The following is a 21,586-nucleotide window of genomic DNA, read 5'->3' as shown; positions in this document are numbered from 1 at the left end:
GTCGTGGTTTGTCATGAATTTGTCTCATTTACCATACAAGTTCAACGGTTTCCGATCTTCCGCCTTCCATTTTGGTCAATGGGTCGTACGCTACTACATAGTACTTATTATTGCGGAATAGTGCATTGTTAATCTTATATTCTGTTTCACCTATTACTTCTCCGATACGTTTATCTATTCCTTCGTTATCCTGATAGATACGGTAAACAACTCGGTCATCGTCTGAGCCTTTCCATGTTAGTTTTCCCTGTACTAAGGATAATCCACCAAGTTCGAAATCAGCTGTAAGATTGGTTATTTCCGGGAGAATAATCGGTTCCGGTAAATCATCTACATGATCTGGCTTTGTGAATTCTGCGGTCAGTGAACCACCTGACTGTTTATCCATTTCAGTCAAAATTGATTTGACGAGACTGGTTGGATATGCACTTCCCTTTGTTAGATAATGGTCTGCGTCAGATTTATCATAGCCCATCCAGGAAGCAGTAACATAATCTGGTGTATAGCCTACAAACCAGGCATCTTTTGTTTGTCCTTCGACAAGTGGATGCTGCGTAGATCCGGTTTTACCTGCCAAGGCTTTTGTATATTCTCCAGCTGTTGCGGTACCACGTTCTACTGTATCAATTAACATTTCTGTCATATTCCATGCGACTTGCGGAGTAAAAACCTGCTGGGACTTCACTTCCGATTCAAAGATGACTTCATCATTTCGATCAATAATCTGATCAATCGTAGCAGATTCCAGTATCTTTCCATCCGCAGAAAATGCTAGAAAGCTTTGAGCCATTTGTAGAGGTGTCACACCATGTGTCAAACCTCCAAGCGCGATCGATGTGCCTTCATCCTCGATTGGCATCCCTAACTTTTCCAAATAACGCTTCGAATAATCGATACCGATTTGATCAAGCAGCCAAACTGCTGATGTATTTTTCGATTGTATTAAAGCCTCATACATCGTTACTGTATTCGCATAAACGCCGTCAGAATTGGAAACGGCATTTTCTAAAGCCATCTGATCTGGAAGAAGTGAAAATGGGTTGTAGGTCTCCTCCAGCATCATTGCTGGACCGTAAACAGCAACCGGCTTAAAAGTTGATCCCGGCTGTCTTTGAACAGTCACACGGTTTAAATCACCCAGCTGATAATTTCTTCCTCCAATTGCAGAGACAATTTTTCCAGTGTCCTCCTCCAACATGACAAAAGCTCCTTCAACACCAGAAGTATTCCCAGGGAAAAACGCATCTCTCTGATAGTGTTCATGCGCAATCTTCTGTATGTCACTGTCCATGTTCACAATAATTCGATAACCACCACTTTTTAACTGATCCACAGAAAGCTGATGTTCTTCAGCAGCCTCTTTCATAACGAGATCGATATAGCTATCTGTCCAAGGTGTCGGCTCATCCTCCTGAACCAATAATCCAAGTGTCTTTTTTTGTTCATTCCGTTCCATCTCTGATGAAATATAACCGGCATCTTCCATTGATTGCAACACAATATTCCGTCTTTCGAGTGCTTTATCCGGATGATTTATCGGAGAATACCCATTTGGAGCTTTTACAAGTCCTGCAATTAAGGCTGCTTCAGATAACGTTAAATCCTCTACCTTTTTTGAAAAAAGGTAGTTCGAAGCTGCTCCTACTCCATACAAGCCTTGGCCAAAGTAAATTTCGTTCATATATAACTCCAGAATTTCATCTTTTGATAAATGTCTCTCAAGATATATTGCGGCCATTGCTTCTTTCATTTTACGTGTCCATGTTTTATCATTGTAGAGGAACAGATTTTTAGCCAACTGCTGTGTAATGGTACTTGCACCTTCTACTTTACTCATGGCTAGAATATCCTTATAAATAGCACGCATGATTGACTTTATATCCACACCTTCATGGTCATAAAATCTTCTATCTTCTACGGCAACAAATGCATCTATTAAATATTCAGGTACTTGATCAATGGATACCATTGTACGATTCTCGTTATATAATGTATCGACGACTTCCCCGTCACGTGTTTCAATTGTAGTGGTTGCATCCAAAATAAGATCCTCATCACCCACAACAAGCTTCCCACCATACATGATCGTTCCAAAAGCTACAATACCTAGTGTAAGAATGGAAACAGCAACCCATATAAACAGTTTAACTTTTCCTCGAAAGGTCCACTGCTTTTTATCCTTTTTTTCTTTTTTTTGCATATGTTCACCTCTACACATTTCAAAACTATTATACGACATTTTTCGCCAAGGTTAAAGAATATACTCCTTATTAGATGATAATTACTTTAAATAACATCTAGTGTAGTTATTTAAAGTAAAGGGTAATATGATAATATATAAACGACAAGGGGGCTAATTTTGTATGAAAGCATATATGACGAATGGGACGATTAATTTCCTGCAAAACATCGATCAAAAAAACCCAGATATTAAGCTTCATTTAATGAATAGCAGTGGTGGTGGTATTGCTTACTATGAGAATAGTGATAAGAAGCTATTTAGTTCGGGAAGGGAATATGAGGTAATCATGCAGACAGGTGAGATTCTTAAAGAGGGATTTGTTGTTATGAACAATATTCCTGTATCTGATGAAAGTAAACCTGGATTTGAGCATCGGTTTAAAAATCGAAGGAATACGGTTGAAGGTATGACAGGATTCCAGGCATTTCGTTTACTAAGACCGAGCGTAAATAATACGTATGTCGTATTGACGCAATGGCATACCGCTAATGATTTTGAAAACTGGAAAGAATCCGATCAGTTTAAGGAAGCACATAAAAATCAAACCGCAAAAAAGCCCGCGAATTTTATGGAGCAGCCCTTCTTGACTACCTGTACCATGTTAAAAGAAGAAGAAGAATAAAAATCAGAAGCTAGCTGAAAGTGGCACAGCTAGCTTCTGATTTCTTTATTATTAGTTTAAAACATATTCATTAAAAAATACTTCATATTCTTCCTCAGGATATTGACCAACGAGTCGGGATACTTCTTCCCCATTTTCAAAATGGACTAAAGTTGGTGTAGACTCAATATTATACGAAAGTCCTTCCTGACCAAATTCAAGCAAGTTAAATTTCTTCATGTCAATATTCATATCTTCAGCAAGTGGTGCAAGATATGGTGTTGTATTTTGACAATATACACATGTAGGACTATAGAAATAAACCGTAACTTCTTCCCCGTTATCGATCTTTTCATTTAAATCATTCGGCAAAATGATATTTTGGTACAATGGATCGTCTAACTGATCAATCGTAGCTTGATCTAAATCATTTGTTCCGTATGGATTTTCATTGCTGTCTAATGCTTGGTTATTTTTATAGTCGATAACAAAGAATAGAGCGACAAATAATACAACAATTGAACCAATAATAATTAACATTTTCTTCCCCATAAGCTAATTTCTCCTCATTTCTTTTAGTAGCATAAGATGCAAAACAAAAATAACAATAAATGCTATTCCAGCCAAAAACGGTATCGTTACAAACCCAAAGTAATTCACGTAAATAGCATTACATGGTACTCCTCCAGTACATGTTCCACCTAATTCATGAAATGCAGAAACTTTTTGAACCATATAATGATACATGGAAACAAACATCCCAATTCCGCTCAGAATTAGCCCTGGTAATGCTACATTAATTTCCTTCTTGATAGCTGCAACACCATAAATAACCACTAGAGGATACATTAAAATACGCTGGTACCAGCATAATTCACATGGAATATATCCCATTACCTCAGAATAAAACAAACTCCCGGCCATTGCCAGAAAGGCTTGTATCCATATGAGCAGTAATAAATTTTCTGCTTTCTTGGTCATATTTCCCATCTGAATGTTCCTCTCTACTTTAGTGTACAATTGTATTATACAAATGCCCTCAAATAAATACAATTTTTTATTCTCGGTGTAAAAAGTTATTTGACAGATTATTGAACATCTTATTTTATATATTTGCCATCCTTCTACCAGAAATATTTGTTTAAATTAACCCCTCCGTCTTAAGACTGAGACCTGATTTTTTGGACAGATTCATAAAGATATATAAATCCAACCAAACAGATAAAGCCGATCACAAACCCCGCCATCACATCGGTTAAATAATGAACGTTAATAACATATCTACTGATCCCGATAAGAAATACAATCAAAGCTAAGATAATTTGAGTCATTAGAATTGCTGATTTGGATTTCATTTTTTTCACCAGAAAATAGGCCAGCAAACCATAACAAACCATTGGAATCATTGCATGCCCCGATGGGAAACTGTATCCTTCTGCATTAGCAGCCACAGAAATACTTGGCCTTTCCCGATCCACCACATTTTTTATAAAGAGATTTAACATATGTGTTGCCAAAGTCCCTCCTGCGAACACAAGAGCAGCAAACCAATTCTTAAGCAATACCCATATTACAACTGCCATTACAATTACAAAAGGAAAAAGAAAGGATCGGGAGCCCAGTTCCGTGACGATACGAAATCCCTCGTAAAAAACTGAATTATCCAGCGTTCCAACCAATCCCCTTGTCCATCGATCAATATATGGGATACTACCATTAATAATTTGAACAATCCAACCTACTGTAACTACGAACACAATTGATAATAATAGTAAAATAGTAGATTGCCTTTTGTTTTTCACCAATTACTTCCTCCCCTTCTATTATCTTATCTTAATTTAGGTTTGAAAAAAACTGAATCGGGTATTTTATATAGTATACAAAATAATTAATAAAGGTAGGGGTACTATGGAAAAAGATTTACAGAATTTAATTGATGGTTTAAATGAAGACTTATCGCATGAGTATGGTGCTACCATTCAATACACTTATAGCGCATCGGTTGTATCAGGTTTATACCGTTCCGCTCTCAAACCTTTCTTTGAGGCAGAAATAACCGACGAACTGAGTCATGCATTATATTTATCTGAAAAAATTAAATCGCTTGGTGGTACGCCAACTACGAAAGCTGCCGAGGTACCACAACCAACAGAAGTTAAAGAATTATTGGAAGCTACTCTTCAATCAGAGTCAGATACAATCGATAGATATGAACAACGTAAGAAACAGGCTGAGTCACTTGGCTATACTGAACTTGTTGTTAAATTGGAAGATTTGATTTCTGATGAGACACATCACAAAGAAGAAATAGAACGATTACTTGCTGATCCGAGACTTACTTAATATATCGTAACCCCCTTTCCCTAAAGGATGGCTGTTAAATCAGCCATCCTTTTTTTTTATATTTCGGTTTGCTAGTCTAAAAAGCTCTGCTTTTTAGATGCTCTGCACTACTACAATCGTTTCACATACATGTTGGGGGGTGTTAAGTTAAAAATTGTTAGAAAAATGTTATACTATTTATATTACGGCTCTTTTTGTAATGTTTGTTGTCTTGTAAGTATGCAAAATTAAGATAAAATGCGAACTAGGATAGGAACTTCGGCGACCGCTCTGGGGAAATATACTTCGCTTTCCGCGGGCGGCTGGAGTCTTCGTATATTTCCCCAGAGCTGATTTTAAGCATACAAACTGCTAACTGGATTAGTGATTTATAAAACTCATATCACCAAGCTTCCCCAGTCCGGGTGAGCGGCGGGCGGTGACTCCTGCGGGAAAAGCACGTGTCCGAAGACCCCGCAGAGTGGGTTTCTCGAGGAGGCTGAGGCCGTGCCCGCGAAAAGCATCCGCCCGCCGCGATCCCGGACGGCGGGATCGCAGTTACTTCGTAGTTTATAGATTTTGTGGCAAAAACAAGTTGGGGCGAGTAAAAGCAATCCACTCTTGTAGAAAAAAGTCAGTATTAATACATGTATCTATTCAGAAGCATCATGCTTGCTTTAAATAAAGATTAAAGGTGGGGAATTATTTTGTTGAAAAAAATACATAAATCGATAGATGAAATATATTCAGAAATGGTTGAAATCCGCAGATATTTGCACCAGTATCCTGAACTTTCTTTTCAAGAAACAAAAACAGCAAAATATATTGCAGATTATTATGAACAACTGGAGATTCCATATGAAGCCAATATTGGAGGTAATGGAGTCATTGCCACGCTTAAAGGGGGGAAACCAGGAAAAACGGTTGCCTTAAGAGCAGATTTTGATGGGTTACCAATTCAGGATGAAAAGGATGTCCCTTATAAATCTAAAGTCCCGGGTGTCATGCACGCTTGTGGACATGATGGTCATACAGCTTCATTGCTAACACTTGCAAAAGTTATGAAGGGATACCAGGAAGACTTGGAAGGGACAATCGTATTTCTCCATCAACATGCCGAAGAATATGCACCAGGTGGAGCAAAACCGATGATCGAATCAGGTGCCATTGATCATGTGGACGCAGTGTTTGGTAATCATTTATGGGCGACCCTTCCAGTTGGTGTGCTACAGACTTCTAAATCAGTAATGATGGCAGGTGCGGACCGTTTCGAACTTACAATTCAAGGCCAAGGAGGTCATGGTGCATATCCTCAGGAAACAAAAGATGCTATTGTAATCGCATCTGAAGTTGTTTCCCAATTGCAGCAAATCGTCAGTAGAAGATTGGATCCATTGAAAACTGCGGTGATTACAATTGGAATGTTCGAGGCTGGTAATGCTTTTAATATTATCGCAGATCAAGCAAAATTAACTGGAACTGTTCGACATATGGATGTGGACGTACAGGAAAAAATTATTGAGGAAATGGAAAAAATCGTTAAAGGTATTTGCATTTCAAATGATGCTGCTTACACATTTGACTATGTAAAGGGATATCCACCATTAATTAACCATCCAGAAGAAGCTGAAATTGTATTAAATGCAAGTAAAAACATTGTTGAAATTCATAAAGCAGAAGAAACACTCCCATACATGGCAGGAGAAGATTTCGCCTATTATACAATGGAGAAACCGGGTGCTTTCTTCTTTACAGGTGCAAATAAAAAAGGGAATCCATACCCACATCATCATCCGAAATTTGATATTGATGAGAAATCCCTGCCAATCGCCGCTAAAACTTTAATTGGGGCCTACTTCGGCTACCAACGCTCATAGATAAATAATGGAGCCCAACGAGCGGGCTCCATTTTTTATTTCAATCGTGATTTAATATAACCGTTGACAAAAGTGACTGTAAATAGTACACCGGCTGCAAAAGCAAGTATAAATCCTACAAATTCACCTAACAGTAGAAACAATAGCGAGAAAATAAGTACTTGGATTCCACTAAGCTGATAAATGATTTTTAACACCGCTTCTTTTCTGTATATGTTATCTACCGGATAAAGATCGAGCCACATATTAGTCCGATGGTGTTGGTAGAGTGTCATCATCTGGAAAGTACTTAAATACAGAAACAGAATGGCAAATATTAATTTCATCCACAAATTAGGAATGAAATAAATAAATAATCCACCCAAAACAATTAGACGAAGATACATTCCGAGGTAGTCACCGCTTCTGATAAAGGAAATACGGAACAAGTAGTTATAAGTAGCTTCCTTTTCAAAAGGGATACCTTTGCTTACGAAGTTCACAAGCCATTGCCTTTTCTTCACACGATTTTTCAGATGCGGTACATCAGCAAACATATTAGCAAGACGATAAAAAGCCTGCATTCTATTTCGATCCTTTTCCACCAACATATCCCATGCAATACCAGACTGCTTACTGGATAAATAGTAATCATAAAGGAAAACACCAACGAATATGACAGATACTATTCCCGCAAATAGCATTTCCCCTTTGATAATAAAATAAAAGATAACAACATTTAATACTGTTCGTATGAAGAAATCCGTATTTCGAATCCCCGGCTCCCTTACTTTAAGCATCCACCAATTTGCAACTAAATTAGCAACCTTGAAAATAAGCACAACGACTAGTGTTAGCAGGTAAATATTACCTTGCCTGTCCGGATATGAAGCAAAGTATAAAGGTCCAAATGCTGCTGCGCAAAGCAACAATAAATACAATTGAATAACAAAACTGTATATAAGTGAATTACGAAAATAGGCCCCCATTTTGTTTTCTGCTACAATAATAAACACAAGGTCCGGTTCTTTTAGTAATGTTCGGATTGGACTATAGCTCACAATCAACCCAAATATCACACCAATAATAAGTGATGTTGGAAAATTCTCAGGCAACTGTGTCAGCCACTGTTGATAATAATAGGCTGAGGCAGAAATAAAGAAGAGAATTGCAAATACCATATGACTATTGAAAATATATTTTAAATAACGGCTCGTCTCTTTTATATGGGAAGAGAACCGTTTTTTATAAAATTCATGCGAATCAAACATGGCTATCTTCTTCCTTCGTTAACTGCACATAAAGATCATCTAATGTTGCGCCAGCCATATTAAAGCTTTCACGTAATTCCTCGAGCGTTCCAATTGCTCTTACCTTTCCATCGTGTAAAATTACGAAACGATCACAATAGCGCTCCGCTGTCGCAAGAATATGTGTGGACATTAATACACCCGATCCGTTATTTTTCATCCCATCCATTAATTGTAAGTACGATTGGATACCCAATGGATCCAGTCCAACAAATGGCTCGTCTACAATATACAATGGAGGCTCAATTAAAAAAGCACACATAATCATGACTTTTTGACGCATCCCTTTAGAAAAATGAACTGGAAACCAGTTTAGCTTTTTTTCCAATCGAAATTCCTTTAACAAAGGTGGAAGCCTCTTCTCAAAAACCTTTTCGGATATCCCATACGCCATTGCAGTTAGGCGAAGATGTTCATGTAGTGTCAACTCATCATATAGTATTGGCATCTCAGGAATATATGCAATCTGATTCCGGTACGTTTCCGAACTTTCTTTGTATGACTTCCCATTTACACGGACAGTTCCTTTTTTCGGTTGCATTAATCCAATGATGTGTTTTATTGTTGTACTTTTTCCTGCACCATTCAATCCAATCAGACCGACGATTTCCTTAGGATTTACATCAAAGGAAATGCCGTGCAGTACATCTTTATGTGTATACCCACCATGCAGGTTATCAATATGTAATAATGATTCCACAAGAGTCCCTCCTCTTTACTGCCTTTAATTTTATCATTATTGAGAGGTCTTGCCAAAGCCAAACCCTACAACAAATTTGGACATTTTTTTATTATCGATGTATAAGTTGAACTTTTCGGCACAAAATATAAAAGAAGAAACGAGGATGTCTCATCGCAACAAAATCTTGTCAACCGCAAATGAGGTGTCAGCGATCGAATATCTAATGTAGTTTCGTGTAAAAAACACACAAATGAGGTGTTAGTTTTCGATAATTGTTCTGAATTTCGTAGTACACAAGATGGGGTGTTCGTGTTGGGATACTAATGAAATAAAAAAGCCCTTTTACCAAAGTCCACTTCGAGTGATATGGATAATTGGTATGGCGGTTTTGTAAATTGTGAAGAATCATCCACGCATAATTTACTGATTGTTAACAATTGCCTTGCATGAGGTGATGGCATCCTCTTTCTTCTTAAAGCAGGCAGGTCCGTGTAAAAAGCGGATCTAGCCTGTTTCCTTATTTTCTCCGAGTAATCCATTTTGTCAGAAAATAATAGTAATTACTTTACTTTTCTTCCTGAAACTTTATACAATAACAGTAATATAACTATTGAAGGAGAGTCGATTTGACAATGGCGCATGACGATTGTATTTTCTGTAAAATCATTAATGGGGATATTCCTTCAGCAAAAGTGTACGAGGATGAGCATGTATATGCATTCCTTGACCTTAGCCAAGTAACAAAAGGTCATACACTTGTTATCCCAAAAACACACACGAAAAATATTTTTGAAACACCACCAGAGGTTGCAAAAGAATTATTTGCAAGAGTACCGATTATTGCCAATGCAATTAACAAAACATATCGTCCACTTGGGATGAATCTGTTAAATAATAATGAAGCTGCAGCGGAACAATCCGTCTTCCATCTGCATATTCATATCATTCCACGTTTCGGAGATAGTGATGGTTACACACCAAATTGGACAGTACATACAGATGACTACACTTCCGAAGACCTGCAGAATATTGCAAGTGAAATAAGTGCAGCTATTTAGGAATCGTCCAGAAGTCCCTTTCACAGAAAATGAATGCTTTTTAATTGCAATAAGTTCTGGTATAATATCTTTAACATTCCGCAGCTGACAATAGTGTACAGTTGGGAATAAAAAAATAGCTGAGTAAAGCTGAGCAGAGGAGTTTTTACAAATGAATACAAGAATTTTGGTTATTTTATCACTTTTAGTGGGAATGGGTGCTGTCCTTCATACGGTTGTACCACCAATGTTATTTGGTGTTAAACCCGATATGCTGTTATCCATGATGTTTCTGGGAATTTTGCTTTTCCCTAAAATGAAGTATGTTCTTATATTGTCGATTGCAACTGGAATCATATCTGCTTTAACTACATCGGCACCTGGTGGGCAAATTGCCAACATCATTGATAAACCAATCACAGCTATGCTATTCCTAGCAATGTTTTTATTGGTAAAAGACCGAGTCAGTACTAACCTAAGTGCACCTGTACTTACTGCAGTTGGCACAATGATTAGTGGGTCCATATTCCTTGCAGTAGCATTATTTATCGTAGGGTTGATGGAAGGCGGATTCGTGGCATTATTCGTTGGTATTGTTTTACCAGCCACTGTTGTAAATACCATTATAATGATCGTTACTTATCCAGTAGTCCAAGGAATTATGAAAAGATCAAAGCCAATTACGGTCACATAACACATTCCCACCCCTCTGACATTTGGTCAGAGGGTTTTTGTTTAGCTATGTAAAAGTTTGTTACTTTGCTACAAAATCTATAAACTGCGAAGTAACTGCTGGTTTTCTATCCGTATGCAGAAACTTCGGCAACCGCTCTGGGAAATACACTTCGCTTTTCGCGGGCGGCTGGTGAGCCTTTCCTCCCGCAGAAGTCTACGTGTATTTCCCAGAGCTGGCTTGAAGGTTGCTAATAATTACTATACTTGTATAGCTAAAATAGCATCATACAACTTCACCAGTCCGGGTGAGCGGCGGGCGGTGACTCCTGTGGGAATAGCACGTGTCCGAAGACCCGCAGAGTGGGTTTCTCGAGGAGGCTGAGGTCGTGCCCGCGGAAAGCATCCGCCCAGAGCGATCCCGGACGGCGGCAATAGCGCACGTCTTTGGAAATCAGCCAGCAGTTACTTCATTTTATTTCAACTGCGAAAAGTATAAGCAACGAATGTTAAAAATAGCTTTTGTTTATTTAAAATGGAATTAAATGCTTTCTTTTTTTATAATGTAAAATAAAAAGATGAATTTTTAAAATGATGTTTGATAGCAGTACCAAAAGAGGAAATGATATAATGGAAGCAGGAAAGGAGCGCGTTATTATGTCTAGTGGGAAATCATTGGTATTAGGACTTCTGGTTGGAAGTACTCTCAGTGCTGCAGTTACATTATTAAGCACGCCTGAATCCGGTAGTTCCATACGAGGTCGAGTAAAGAATCAGGGAATGGAAATAGGGAATTTGCTATCGACTTTAAAGAAAGATGGCTTGCGACTAAAGGATCAGCTTACACAAACTTCTAAAGAAGGTGCAGTTTTAATTAAGGAACTGACAGAGGAAATTAAAAATTCCCTTGAAGATTGGAAAGACACGGTTGAACCACATCAGGAAAGTATTTACCAGTCTTTGGAACAAATTGAAACGAGTATTAAAGATCTCGAAAATAAGATGAAAACGCAATAATCTTCTTACAATGATAAAGAGCTTCCCATTTTCAGGAAGCTCTTTATCATTGTTCAACAAACAAACGTATCTATCTTCTTCGATATTTTTTATCATTTTCATCCAGTATTTTGCTGAATTCATCCATAAGAAGTGGAAAACATCCTTCTTTCTTCAAAGCTATTATTGTTTCATCTGGATTTAGCTTTTGGTTCAACATTCCCGCAAAATGGATTAATAAAGAAGTGAAATCTAAAAATCCCTCCTCTTTTTGCGATTCATAGGTTTCATTTAGACCTTGAACCATCTCCATCAACACATTGTATTCTTCACAAGAAATATTATTTTCTATTATTAATTTAATCAAGGGGTATTGATTCAAATCTATAATTTTTGAAAGTAATTGTATATGAAAAGATGTACCATCATTCGGTTGATTACATGCTTCCAATCGTATACTCCCCTTCCAAATAAAAGCAATTCATATAACTGTAATTCCATTGTACAGCATAAATAAATAATACAAAAAATATTTTACAAATAAATAATAAAAAAACCATTGATTTTTATCGATAAACGTACTATTATTCATGAAGTGCTCATTACACTATGATAATAATAACATTAGAAAGTATTGAGGTGATTCGGATATGAATTGCTGGAAATCTATAAACATATCAAAAGAAATTGGACAAAATCGACTGATGCTAATTTCTATAATTATTGGCGTCCTAGCATTTGTATTGTTATTTGTTCCTATCTCACTTTTACATGGCTTAACCAGTATAAATGAAGCAGGAATAATTCCCTTTATAATTGCGCTTTTACTATTACCAATAATACACGCGTTTATGAATATGCTACCTTTAATTATGATGCAAAAACGGATTAAAATCTATTTTAAATCTAAAGTTAAATGGTTTCCATCTTTTCATACGGAGGCCCATTTATCTAAATTGGAATCACTAATGGTCAGTTTGGCACCAACACTTTTCATAACGATACCTGGTTTAGTTGCGAGTCTTGTATTCCCTAATGATTATGTATATATTCTACTATTTACATGTATCCATATTGGTATAACCTCTATCGATTTTTTATTTGTTCATCATATTATTAAAGCTCCAAAGAGAGCCTATATTCAAAATGTACATGATGGATTAGATATCCTTCTTAAAGAAAACTAGGAGTCGGGACCTGTGCCTAACTCTTTTTTAATTTGATGAAGAAATTTAAAGTACAGCAAATCACCTTTTTCTATATTGACCTGTTCATTCACACTACTTTTTGGTAAAGTGAAGGTTATGGGGATCTCAGGGTTGTAAAGGGGGAAAAGGTTATGTTTATCTTTTATATGATATATGCATTTATTGTGCTGGTCATTTTTAATTTCCTTATCAGTAAATTTTGTGTGAAAATGCAATTAGATAAAACAAAACAAGCAAAAAACTTTAGAGTGATCAATATGATTATGGTAGCATTACTTGTTTGTTCGTACTTACGTGTTCTGAATGTGGCAGTTTAACGGTATTTTATAGGTTTTTTACGTAAGACGATTGATTTCAAGTGGAAGTATGATATATTTATGATTGTAAAAACTAGAAGTAACAAAAGATTAGGAGTGTATTTCGATTATGAAAAAATTGGCATTGGCTGCTACTATAACAGCAGGAATATTCACATTGGCTGCATGCAGCTCAGACGAAGCAGATTCTGAAATAGTTGCACAATCAACTGCAGGAGATATTACAAAAGAAGAATTTTATGAAGAATTAAAAGACCGTAATGGTGAAGCAATTCTTTCTGAAATGGTTACGGTAAAGGTGCTTGAAGATAAATATGAAGTTACTGACGAAGAAGTCGATGCCGAAATCACAGCAGCTAAAGAACAATTTGGTGACCAATTTGAAATGGTCCTTCAACAAAGTGGTTTCGCTGATGAAGAGGCCTATAGAGAAGTTATCTATATTAGCTTATTACAAGAAGCAGCTTTAACAGAAGATGTTGAAGTTACTGAGGAAGAAATTCAGGAAAGATACGACCGTATGGAAACAGAAATTGATGCACAGCATATTTTAGTTGCTGATGAAGAAACTGCAAATGAAGTAAAAACGAAACTCGATGAGGGCGCTGACTTTGCAGAACTTGCTGCAGAATACTCTACAGATGGTTCGGCACAAGATGGTGGGAACTTAGGTTATTTCACTGTAGGAGATATGGTACCTGAATTTGAAGATAAAGCTTATAGTATGGAAGTTGGAGAAATTAGTGAGCCTGTTGCTTCAGAATTCGGTTTTCACATTATCAAAGTGAATGATAAACGTGAAACAGAGGAACCAGTTGGCGAATTAGAAGACGTTAAAGGTGATATTGAACGTGATTTGGCTGCTTCCAAACTGGATATGACAAAAGCACAAGAGAAAATTAATAGTTTGGTACAAGAGGCAGAAGTCAAAGTTAATATAGAAGGATATGAAGATTTATTTGCACCACCAGAGGAAACAGAGGAACAAACTGAAACAAATGAGGAAACCGAAGAAGAACCACAAGGATAATATCTTACAAAAATAGGCTGTCAAGGAGCATTTAACTCCTGACAGCCTATTTTAATGTGATCGCTGTTGTTTTCTTGCTTCACGCTTCTGCCTATCCTCTTGTATTCGCTCCAGATAAATTTTACCTTCTCGTTCAATAAATTGTTGATCTAATTTTCTTTCTGCAAGCATTGCTCGATAAGCCATATACCCACTAAGGAAAATCAGGATAATTACTGCGAAAACCCATAAAGGAATTGCTTCCATCATTTTTCCTCCTTGTCCAATCCTTTCTATCATATATATGAACAAAAATGAGGAAAATAACTATAGGTTAATTTTCTTCGAATAAAGGTTTATAAAACGCTCGGTTATCCATTGCAAACAACCGCTCGGTAAACTCTCCAGGGTTGATTTTATCGAGTGCCCGATTGAGCATATTCATTTTTGCGTCAATTAAATCTATCAAATGAAGTAATTCAGCTTCGCGCACCAATGGAGGCGTTGGACTTCCCCATTCTGCTTTACCATGGTGGCTTAAGACTAAATGTTGAAGTATTAATACTTCTTCTCCCTCTATTTGAAGTTCTCTGGCCATCAAGCCGATTTCCTCCACCATGATGGGAATATGTCCAAGCAACTTACCTTCCAACGTATAAGAAGTTGTAATGACCCCAGAAAGCTCCTTTAGTTTACCGAGATCATGCAATATAATCCCAGCGTATAGTAAATCCTTATTCAATTCTGGATACAGTTTATGTAGTTCTCTTCCTACATGAAGCATACTCACGATATGGTGAGCCAATCCAGATGCATATTCATGATGGTTTTTGGAGGCTGCAGGATACGTAAGCAGACCTTCCTGATACTTCTTAATAAAAGCCCGTACAAGTCGTTGTATCGTAGGATTTTGCATCTCAAAAATAGCTTCTGTCAGCTTTTCTGATAAATATGCCTTCTCAACGGGTGCTTTCTCCACAAAATCAGATATTTGAACACCATCCGTTGGCTGTGCAGGACGCAATGACATAATCTTCAGTTGCGATTTTCCCCTGAACTGATTTACTTCTCCTGTTACTCGAATAATCTGTTCAGCAATAAAAAGAGATTCATCCTCTTTTGTGGCATCCCAAAGCTTTGCTTCCATTTCACCAGTGGCATCCCTTAGTATCAGTGTCAGAAATGCCTTTCCATTGCTTGCTACTCCCTTGGTAGCTTCCTTGATTAGTAGAAAATCATCGAAAGTATCTCCTACTGTACTCTTTCCAATTCCCTGTTTCATATATTCCCCTCCCTAGTAATTGATAAATAAAAACACTCTATATTGCAAATATATGTCAGACATACAGGTTGCCGGTAAGGTCAATTCGTTTCATCGTTGATACTGCAGCAATTTCCTCTTTGCATGTAAAGAGAATGACTTGCTGTTTTTCAGCTGTCTGATTCAGCATAGAAATCATTCTTTTCGTTCTTACAGCATCGAAATGCACGAATGCATCATCAATAATAAATGGTAACCCATGTTTTTCACTCATAATTTCACTGATTGCCAAACGCAATGAAACGTATAGCTGATCGATGGTACCCTGTGATAATTCATTTACAGTGTATCGTATATTATCGCATGTTTCTACTTGAAAAGGATGGTTCTCTGTAGGTGCATAGACAAACACATACCTATTTCCGGTTAATTCATTGAAATATTTGGTCGTTACTTCAATTACCTTTGTTAAATATTTGTCACGGTAATCTCTTTTTGTCTCGCTGAGCATTTCTTTCGCGGTTTTTAGGACGGACCATTCTTTTGCCATACTTTTTAACTGTTCTGCTTCCATTTCATAACGATGGAGACTATTGGAATAGGATTCAGACGATTCCATTGCAGCAAGTTCTGCCCGAATGGCAGCAATTGTCTCTCTTTCCATTTCCACTTGTTCTTCCAACCTATCCACCGATATCGCGATCTGCTGTTGCATTATTTTTAATTCTTCTTCTGTAGTAGTATTGTTTGTATACTGTTGAAAGCTTCCTTGAGGTAAGATTTTAATCAACTGAGCAACCGTTTTTTCCAATTCGATTTTTAAGTCGTTTCTTTCTTTTGTCATCCTTGCATGGGAATAAAATAATTCTTCTGTGTCAACTTCTGCAATTTCATATAATTGCTTTATTTCGATCTCATATGTCTGCATTTTCTGTTTTAATTCCTGATACTTGTCTTTTAATTCATTCAGTAAATTGCAGTAGTGCTCATACTCCTGTAATTTTTCATCCTGTGTTTTTATCATTTTCCGAATTACATGAAGCTTATCTTCATCGCTTTTATCAGCAATATCGATTCCTGAATACACTAGGAATCGATCGACCTTCTGTTTGAAGACACGTATCTCTTCCTCAAGTACAGCAGCTTGTTTAACATGCTTTTGCCGCTCTCTGAGCAATTTTGAGATTTGATTTAATTTATGAAAGAATTCCGGCCAATAGGATACTTCTACCCTTTCCAAATAGGGGTAGTTCTCATATTGCTGATGGATTTGCTGCTCCAACCGTCTTGCTTTTTCATCCAATTGTTTTTTCTTTTCAGTCCATTTAATGAACTGCACACGTCCAAGTTTCTCTTGTTCCTGAAATGCTGTTAATTCGTTTTTATTTTTATGATGAAGTTCCAATAAATTCTCAGCTTCCACTTTTTCCGCTTCTGTAACCAGGACAGCGGATTGCTGAGAGTCTGTTTGGAACATCCTGTCCACTTCATTAACGGAACGTTTTGACATCAACCATTGCCCTGTACCGAACGCGATAGCAACAATCATAACCATAAATAGCCATGGTACATCCGCAACAAATGCTCCTATTCCTGACAAAAGAGCCAATAAGATACTACCAATGAAAATAGAAGATGTTTTCTTTGACTTTGCTGCTTTACTTTTATCCCAGGCTTTCTTCCCTGATTTGGTCTCCTGTTTTAGTTTCTCCATTAGATGGTACTCACTAAATGCACGTACCCGATCATGAAGCTCAACAACTTGGTTATCTGTTAAAAGTTGATTTTCAAGCTGTTGAATTTGATTCAGTAGAAAATTTTGTTCCTGCTCCAGTTGATTATGCTCCACTAAAAGTTGTTCCTTTTCCAGTTTTTGTTGTTCATTCTCATTTCTGATTTGATTCCAATTATTTTCTAAGTAAAAAGGGAGTTCTAGGTTTTCCATTTCTTCTTTCTGTATACCTATATTTAAGTGCTCCATTTCTTCATCTATACGACGTTTGTTATCAAGCATCGTATTCTTCATTTTTCTCAGCTCTAACATAGATGAATCTACTTCTATTTGGTTATCCAAGAGTGCTATCGCTTCATTTTGGATGGATTCTGAATGCAGATCCTTTTCAATCCTTTTCAATCGATCTGTGTAGGTTATCTCATTTTCATTGAGGACATTCCATTCACTTTGTAGAGGAAGCAATGCTTCTTTCCATTTTTCTAGACGTTCTACCCCACTTTCGGGAAATGGAATATTTTCCGGGTACGCAGCAAGTCTGTCTTTCAGTTGATGATAATCCTGAATGAATGCAAAGGCATGCAAACGCTTTTCAATGGAAATTGCCTTGTTATTTTCCACTTTTAAATCCTGCTGGTGTTTGCTTAATTCACGTTGTGACACCATTAGCGCTTCCTGCTTGTTTCGATAGGATGCCTCTTTTTCACGAAAGCTTTGCAATGAGTCATCTATCGTTTTTAGGGAGTCGATTTGCTGGTTGATCACCGGTTTTTTGCCTGTCGGTTTAAATAACTCACCGATTTTCATGTCCAATCGTCTCTCAATGGAATAAATACTGTTTGAGCCTGTTAGACCAATTCCTAATAATACTTCCCCTAAATCCTCATCCTTCATGTTCCGAATTTCTGTTAAATCCAAAGCTGAAAAAGAAAAGATAGATTGGTATGTTTTTGCTGTCATTCCGTTGAGTATTTTTTGCAGCCATACTTCATCATGTACTTCACCATCTGGTGTTAAACATACTGCAGCACCATTTTTCACTTCATCGAACCGTTCGATGACAATACTCCCTGTCTCTGGATGATCAAGTGTCATCCGTCCCCCCATTTTCCCGCTTGTTTTTGGTCGATAAAAAGCGCGCTGTTTCGGGGTGAGACCAAATAGCATAAATAAAATAAACCTTTGGATTGTTGACTTTCCTGACTCATTTTCACCGAAAATACAAGTGGCAGATTTCTGTGAAAAGTCGATTTTATAATCCGTCCATTTTCCGAATCCATTAATTGTTGCATTCAGGATTTTCAACATCCTCACCCTTTCAATAGCTCATTGATCAGCAGCTGCTTTGCTTCTTCTTTTATTTCCATCTCTTCTTCATCAGATAATCTGTTCAAGTATTTTCTTGCTTGTTTATGCCCAAACAATTCATTCGTATAGGAATGAATTGATTCCTCCTCAAAATGACGTGTTAGTTCTCCAATAAAATGATTTCCTTTAACCGCCTCTTTATCTGAAATCTGTTGGTTAACATCGACAGACACTCTAAAAATAAAACTCCAATTTTGTTTACCTATTATAGATTCATTTACAAGTTCAATAACATCCTCAATCCGTTTTTCATTCTCCCATTCCTTTATGCGTATTTGATCGCTTTTTAACGTCACATCCAAAAGCTGTGGAGTGTCTGTATCGATAACTGTTTTTAGAATATGTTTTTCTAATTCATGGATTTGTTCACAGGCTGAGACATCGATGGTAAGTGCTTTAAACTGAATTGCCTGCAGGGGAATAAAAGAAAGCTCTGAACCCTGTTCATCCAAAATAACATGATAACAGCCTTTTTCATCCGTTTCCTTTCTGTTTCGTCCCTGTATGTTGCCTGGATAAACAATCGGAGGTGATTGTTTCAGAATTTCCCGTTTATGTATATGTCCCAATGCCCAGTAGTCAAAATCCTTCTTCAACATGTCATTTAATTGAAAAGGTGCATATACATCATGTTCTGTGTTGCTTAAAATACTTCCGTGAAGCATCGCAATGTGAAATGGTATAGCTTCGCTGCTGATATTGTATTCTTCAACTTTTCTCTCCACGACGGCACGATTTTCATAGCTGAATCCATAGATTTGTGCCACCTTTTGACCATCACTTTCAAATGTAAACTGGCTTACCTTCTCATTCGGAAAAATGAAAACATTTTCTGGATAGGTCACCGGATGAATATTTCCGTTTATATAATCGTGGTTCCCATAGGATAGATACACGTTTATCTTGTACTGCTGTAATCTTTCAAATGCTTTACGCAATCGTATCTGCGCCTTCAGACTTTGCTTTTCATTGTCAAATAGATCTCCTGCAATAAGCACAAAATCCACGTTTCTTTCAATGGCTGCATATACTAAATGATCTAGTGCCTTAAACGTACTTTCCCTGATTTCCCGAAAAACGTTGCCAGGGGCATTGATTAAACCTTTAAATGGGCTGTCCAAATGCAAATCAGCAGCATGAATAAATGATATTTGTTTTCTCATATGGTCCCCCTTTTTTCTTCATTTACTTATCTCTATTCTATCAAAATAAATAACAGAATGCACGTTCTATATAGAAGCCCGCCACAAAAAAGATGACACTATGATAATCAGTGTCATCTTTTTTATCCTTCTATTTAACTAAGTCCGTTGCTCTTTCCTCTAGTGTACCTGGATGTTGCTCTTGCGTCCATGTACTCTTGGCAGGAATTTTTGTATAATCAGCACGGCTTGCGTACTTTTTCGCGATCTTCGTAACTTCCTGCATTAAGCCCTCATCCAACGTAATAGGTTTTAAACCTTTTGATAGGAACAAGTCATTTTTCACATGTAAATCGTTTTCAGCTGCTTCTTTACGAGGATTGGGGACATATGCAATCTCTCCATTTGTAAGTTCACTAACAAGGTGAGCCAAATCATTCACACGGTGTGTTTCTGTCATTTGATTATAGATCATGACTCTCTCTTCACGTTTTGGTGAATTTTCAATCGCCAACTGTATACAACGTACCGTATCCTGAATATGAATAAATGCACGTGTTTGTCCACCTGTTCCATGAACGGTAATTGGGTGCCCAACTGCCGCTTGCATGAGAAATCGATTTAATACAGTGCCATAGTCACCATCATAGTCAAAACGATTAATGAGTCTTTCATCCATTTTCGTCTCTTTTGTATTTGTTCCCCAAACAATTCCCTGATGGAGATCTGTTATTCTCACGCTATCATTTTTGTTATAGTATTGAAAAAGTAGTTGGTCCTGCGATTTCGTCATATGATAAATAGAGCCAGGATTTGTTGGGTAAAGAATTTGCTGATCAATTCTATCCCCCGTCTCCATCTCCACTTCGATATCAAGGTAACCTTCAGGAATTTTCATCCCCGCAGTACCATAGCCGTAGACGCCCATTGTTCCCAAATGGACGAGGTGTATATCCAGACCTGACTCAACCATTGCACATAACACATTATGTGTTGCATTCAAATTATTATTAACAGTATAGCGCTTATGTTTTGGTGATTTCATTGAATATGGAGCAGATCGCTGCTCAGCAAAATGTATAATGGCATCCGGTTGTTCATCTGTGATTACTTTTAATAAATGATCATAATCATCGGCTATATTAATATTATAAAAGTCTATTTTTCTTCCGGAAACTTCCTCCCAAACTTTCAATCTTGTCCCCATTGGCTGGATAGGTGTTAATGACTCGGCTTCCAGTTCATTGTCAATGTTACGTCTCGACAAATTGTCAATGATAATAACATCATGGCCTGAATTGGATAGATGAAGGCTTGTAGGCCACCCACAAAATCCATCCCCACCCAAGACAACAATTTTTTTATTTGATTTTAAAAGTTTATTTTGTAAGTTCAACTTTTCCACCCTTTCTTATGTTTTCTTCATATGGAAAGAAGATATACACATAAAAGTTAATTTAAACAAAGTATAACTAACATATCAAAATAATAACAGAGTTACGTATATTCCTTTGCTTATGTAATTTTTTACAAAAGTTTGATTTAAATTAGTAAACCAACCTTGCTTATCTATTTATACCAAAAAAGCTGGCTTCTCAAAGAGAAACCAGCTTACCTTATGTTAAGCTACAACATCATAGCCTTGCTCTTCTACTGCTTCACGCATCGCTTCTGAGGTTACTTTGTCTTCATCGTAAGTAACATCTACTTTTCCTGTAGCCAAATCCACTTCGGTATTCGTGACACCATTCAATTCATTAAGGGCACCTTCTACAGACATTTTGCAATGTCCACAAGTCATACCTTGCACGTTTAAAGTCGCTTTCATCTT

General features: G+C 37.1%; 22 protein-coding genes. 9 read left to right on the top strand and 13 right to left on the bottom strand.

What is annotated here, in order from left to right; genetic code table 11:
• Positions 1-28: 28 nt before the first annotated feature.
• Positions 29-2,200, bottom strand: a complete 2,172-nt coding sequence (locus tag ACHABU_RS13435) for a transglycosylase domain-containing protein (protein ID WP_435765407.1) — start codon at positions 2,198-2,200, stop codon at positions 29-31.
• A gap of 163 nt (positions 2,201-2,363) precedes the next feature.
• Here ACHABU_RS13435 and ACHABU_RS13430 point away from each other — a divergent pair, with 163 nt between their 5' ends.
• Entirely contained in the window at positions 2,364-2,864 is a 501-nt protein-coding gene (locus ACHABU_RS13430) for an antibiotic biosynthesis monooxygenase family protein (protein WP_435765406.1), read from the top strand.
• Positions 2,865-2,915: 51 nt separating this feature from the next.
• Here ACHABU_RS13430 and ACHABU_RS13425 read toward each other — a convergent pair whose 3' ends face one another.
• The 3 genes from ACHABU_RS13425 to ACHABU_RS13415 all read right to left on the bottom strand — a co-directional run bounded on the left by ACHABU_RS13425 (position 2,916) and on the right by ACHABU_RS13415 (position 4,645).
• A complete protein-coding gene (locus tag ACHABU_RS13425; protein ID WP_435765405.1) occupies positions 2,916-3,395 on the bottom strand; it encodes a thioredoxin family protein in 480 nt (159 codons plus the stop codon).
• A 3-nt stretch (positions 3,396-3,398) separates the two neighbouring features.
• The gene (locus ACHABU_RS13420) at positions 3,399-3,833 is read right to left on the bottom strand and encodes a disulfide oxidoreductase (protein ID WP_435765404.1); all 435 of its coding nucleotides are present in this window, start codon (positions 3,831-3,833) and stop codon (positions 3,399-3,401) included.
• A 170-nt stretch (positions 3,834-4,003) separates the two neighbouring features.
• Positions 4,004-4,645 (bottom strand): phosphatase PAP2 family protein, encoded by a 642-nt coding sequence (locus tag ACHABU_RS13415; protein ID WP_435765468.1) that lies wholly within the window; start codon positions 4,643-4,645, stop codon positions 4,004-4,006.
• Between the two features lie 106 nt (positions 4,646-4,751).
• On the opposite strand from ACHABU_RS13415, the gene ACHABU_RS13410 reads away from it, so the two are divergent.
• A complete protein-coding gene (locus ACHABU_RS13410; protein ID WP_435765403.1) occupies positions 4,752-5,186 on the top strand; it encodes a ferritin-like domain-containing protein in 435 nt (144 codons plus the stop codon).
• Between the two features lie 686 nt (positions 5,187-5,872).
• Positions 5,873-7,042: a M20 family metallopeptidase gene (locus tag ACHABU_RS13405; RefSeq protein ID WP_435765401.1), complete on the top strand. Its 1,170-nt coding sequence runs from the start codon at positions 5,873-5,875 to the stop codon at positions 7,040-7,042.
• A gap of 35 nt (positions 7,043-7,077) precedes the next feature.
• Here ACHABU_RS13405 and ACHABU_RS13400 read toward each other — a convergent pair whose 3' ends face one another.
• On the bottom strand, positions 7,078-8,292 hold the full coding sequence (locus tag ACHABU_RS13400) for an ABC transporter permease (RefSeq protein WP_435765400.1): 1,215 nt from the start codon (positions 8,290-8,292) through the stop codon (positions 7,078-7,080).
• Complete coding sequence (locus ACHABU_RS13395; RefSeq protein ID WP_435765399.1) at positions 8,285-9,031, bottom strand: ABC transporter ATP-binding protein; 747 nt, start codon at positions 9,029-9,031, stop codon at positions 8,285-8,287. Before ACHABU_RS13395 ends, ACHABU_RS13400 begins: the two co-directional genes overlap by 8 nt.
• Before the next feature lie 614 nt (positions 9,032-9,645).
• Here ACHABU_RS13395 and ACHABU_RS13390 point away from each other — a divergent pair.
• The 3 genes from ACHABU_RS13390 to ACHABU_RS13380 all read left to right on the top strand — a co-directional run bounded on the left by ACHABU_RS13390 (position 9,646) and on the right by ACHABU_RS13380 (position 11,739).
• The gene (locus tag ACHABU_RS13390; protein ID WP_435765467.1) at positions 9,646-10,071 is read left to right on the top strand and encodes an HIT family protein; all 426 of its coding nucleotides are present in this window, start codon (positions 9,646-9,648) and stop codon (positions 10,069-10,071) included.
• 151 nt (positions 10,072-10,222) lie between these two features.
• Positions 10,223-10,744, top strand: a complete 522-nt coding sequence (locus ACHABU_RS13385; protein ID WP_435765398.1) for a tryptophan transporter — start codon at positions 10,223-10,225, stop codon at positions 10,742-10,744.
• A gap of 635 nt (positions 10,745-11,379) precedes the next feature.
• Positions 11,380-11,739 carry a YtxH domain-containing protein gene (locus tag ACHABU_RS13380; protein ID WP_435765466.1) on the top strand — a complete coding sequence of 120 codons (360 nt, stop codon included), beginning with the start codon at positions 11,380-11,382 and terminating at the stop codon, positions 11,737-11,739.
• 70 nt (positions 11,740-11,809) lie between these two features.
• Here ACHABU_RS13380 and ACHABU_RS13375 read toward each other — a convergent pair whose 3' ends face one another.
• Entirely contained in the window at positions 11,810-12,169 is a 360-nt protein-coding gene (locus tag ACHABU_RS13375) for a DUF1878 family protein (protein ID WP_435765397.1), read from the bottom strand.
• A gap of 199 nt (positions 12,170-12,368) precedes the next feature.
• Here ACHABU_RS13375 and ACHABU_RS13370 point away from each other — a divergent pair, with 199 nt between their 5' ends.
• The 3 genes from ACHABU_RS13370 (at position 12,369) to ACHABU_RS13360 (ending at position 14,273) form a co-directional block, all read left to right on the top strand.
• Positions 12,369-12,905: a DUF3267 domain-containing protein gene (locus ACHABU_RS13370; protein WP_435765396.1), complete on the top strand. Its 537-nt coding sequence runs from the start codon at positions 12,369-12,371 to the stop codon at positions 12,903-12,905.
• Positions 12,906-13,057: 152 nt separating this feature from the next.
• The gene (locus tag ACHABU_RS13365) at positions 13,058-13,243 is read left to right on the top strand and encodes a hypothetical protein (RefSeq protein WP_379497016.1); all 186 of its coding nucleotides are present in this window, start codon (positions 13,058-13,060) and stop codon (positions 13,241-13,243) included.
• 109 nt (positions 13,244-13,352) lie between these two features.
• Complete coding sequence (locus tag ACHABU_RS13360) at positions 13,353-14,273, top strand: peptidylprolyl isomerase (protein WP_435765395.1); 921 nt, start codon at positions 13,353-13,355, stop codon at positions 14,271-14,273.
• Positions 14,274-14,324: 51 nt separating this feature from the next.
• Here ACHABU_RS13360 and ACHABU_RS13355 read toward each other — a convergent pair whose 3' ends face one another.
• The 6 genes from ACHABU_RS13355 to copZ all read right to left on the bottom strand — a co-directional run bounded on the left by ACHABU_RS13355 (position 14,325) and on the right by copZ (position 21,583).
• On the bottom strand, positions 14,325-14,519 hold the full coding sequence (locus ACHABU_RS13355) for a sporulation YhaL family protein (protein ID WP_435765394.1): 195 nt from the start codon (positions 14,517-14,519) through the stop codon (positions 14,325-14,327).
• Positions 14,520-14,586: 67 nt separating this feature from the next.
• Positions 14,587-15,534, bottom strand: coding sequence for a 3'-5' exoribonuclease YhaM (yhaM, locus tag ACHABU_RS13350; RefSeq protein ID WP_435765393.1), 948 nt, complete (start codon positions 15,532-15,534; stop codon positions 14,587-14,589).
• Between the two features lie 55 nt (positions 15,535-15,589).
• Positions 15,590-18,550 (bottom strand): AAA family ATPase, encoded by a 2,961-nt coding sequence (locus tag ACHABU_RS13345; RefSeq protein WP_435765392.1) that lies wholly within the window; start codon positions 18,548-18,550, stop codon positions 15,590-15,592.
• Between the two features lie 5 nt (positions 18,551-18,555).
• A complete protein-coding gene (locus tag ACHABU_RS13340; RefSeq protein WP_435765391.1) occupies positions 18,556-19,776 on the bottom strand; it encodes a metallophosphoesterase family protein in 1,221 nt (406 codons plus the stop codon).
• Between the two features lie 130 nt (positions 19,777-19,906).
• The gene (locus ACHABU_RS13335) at positions 19,907-21,151 is read right to left on the bottom strand and encodes an NAD-dependent epimerase/dehydratase family protein (protein WP_435765390.1); all 1,245 of its coding nucleotides are present in this window, start codon (positions 21,149-21,151) and stop codon (positions 19,907-19,909) included.
• Between the two features lie 225 nt (positions 21,152-21,376).
• Positions 21,377-21,583, bottom strand: coding sequence for a copper chaperone CopZ (copZ, locus tag ACHABU_RS13330; protein ID WP_435765389.1), 207 nt, complete (start codon positions 21,581-21,583; stop codon positions 21,377-21,379).
• Positions 21,584-21,586: the final 3 nt, after the last annotated feature.

This window comes from Oceanobacillus sp. CF4.6 (assembly GCF_051262635.1).
In the GTDB taxonomy this organism is placed as follows: Bacteria; Bacillota; Bacilli; order Bacillales; family Amphibacillaceae; genus Oceanobacillus.
This window is presented reverse-complemented; position numbering and strand designations above follow the sequence as displayed.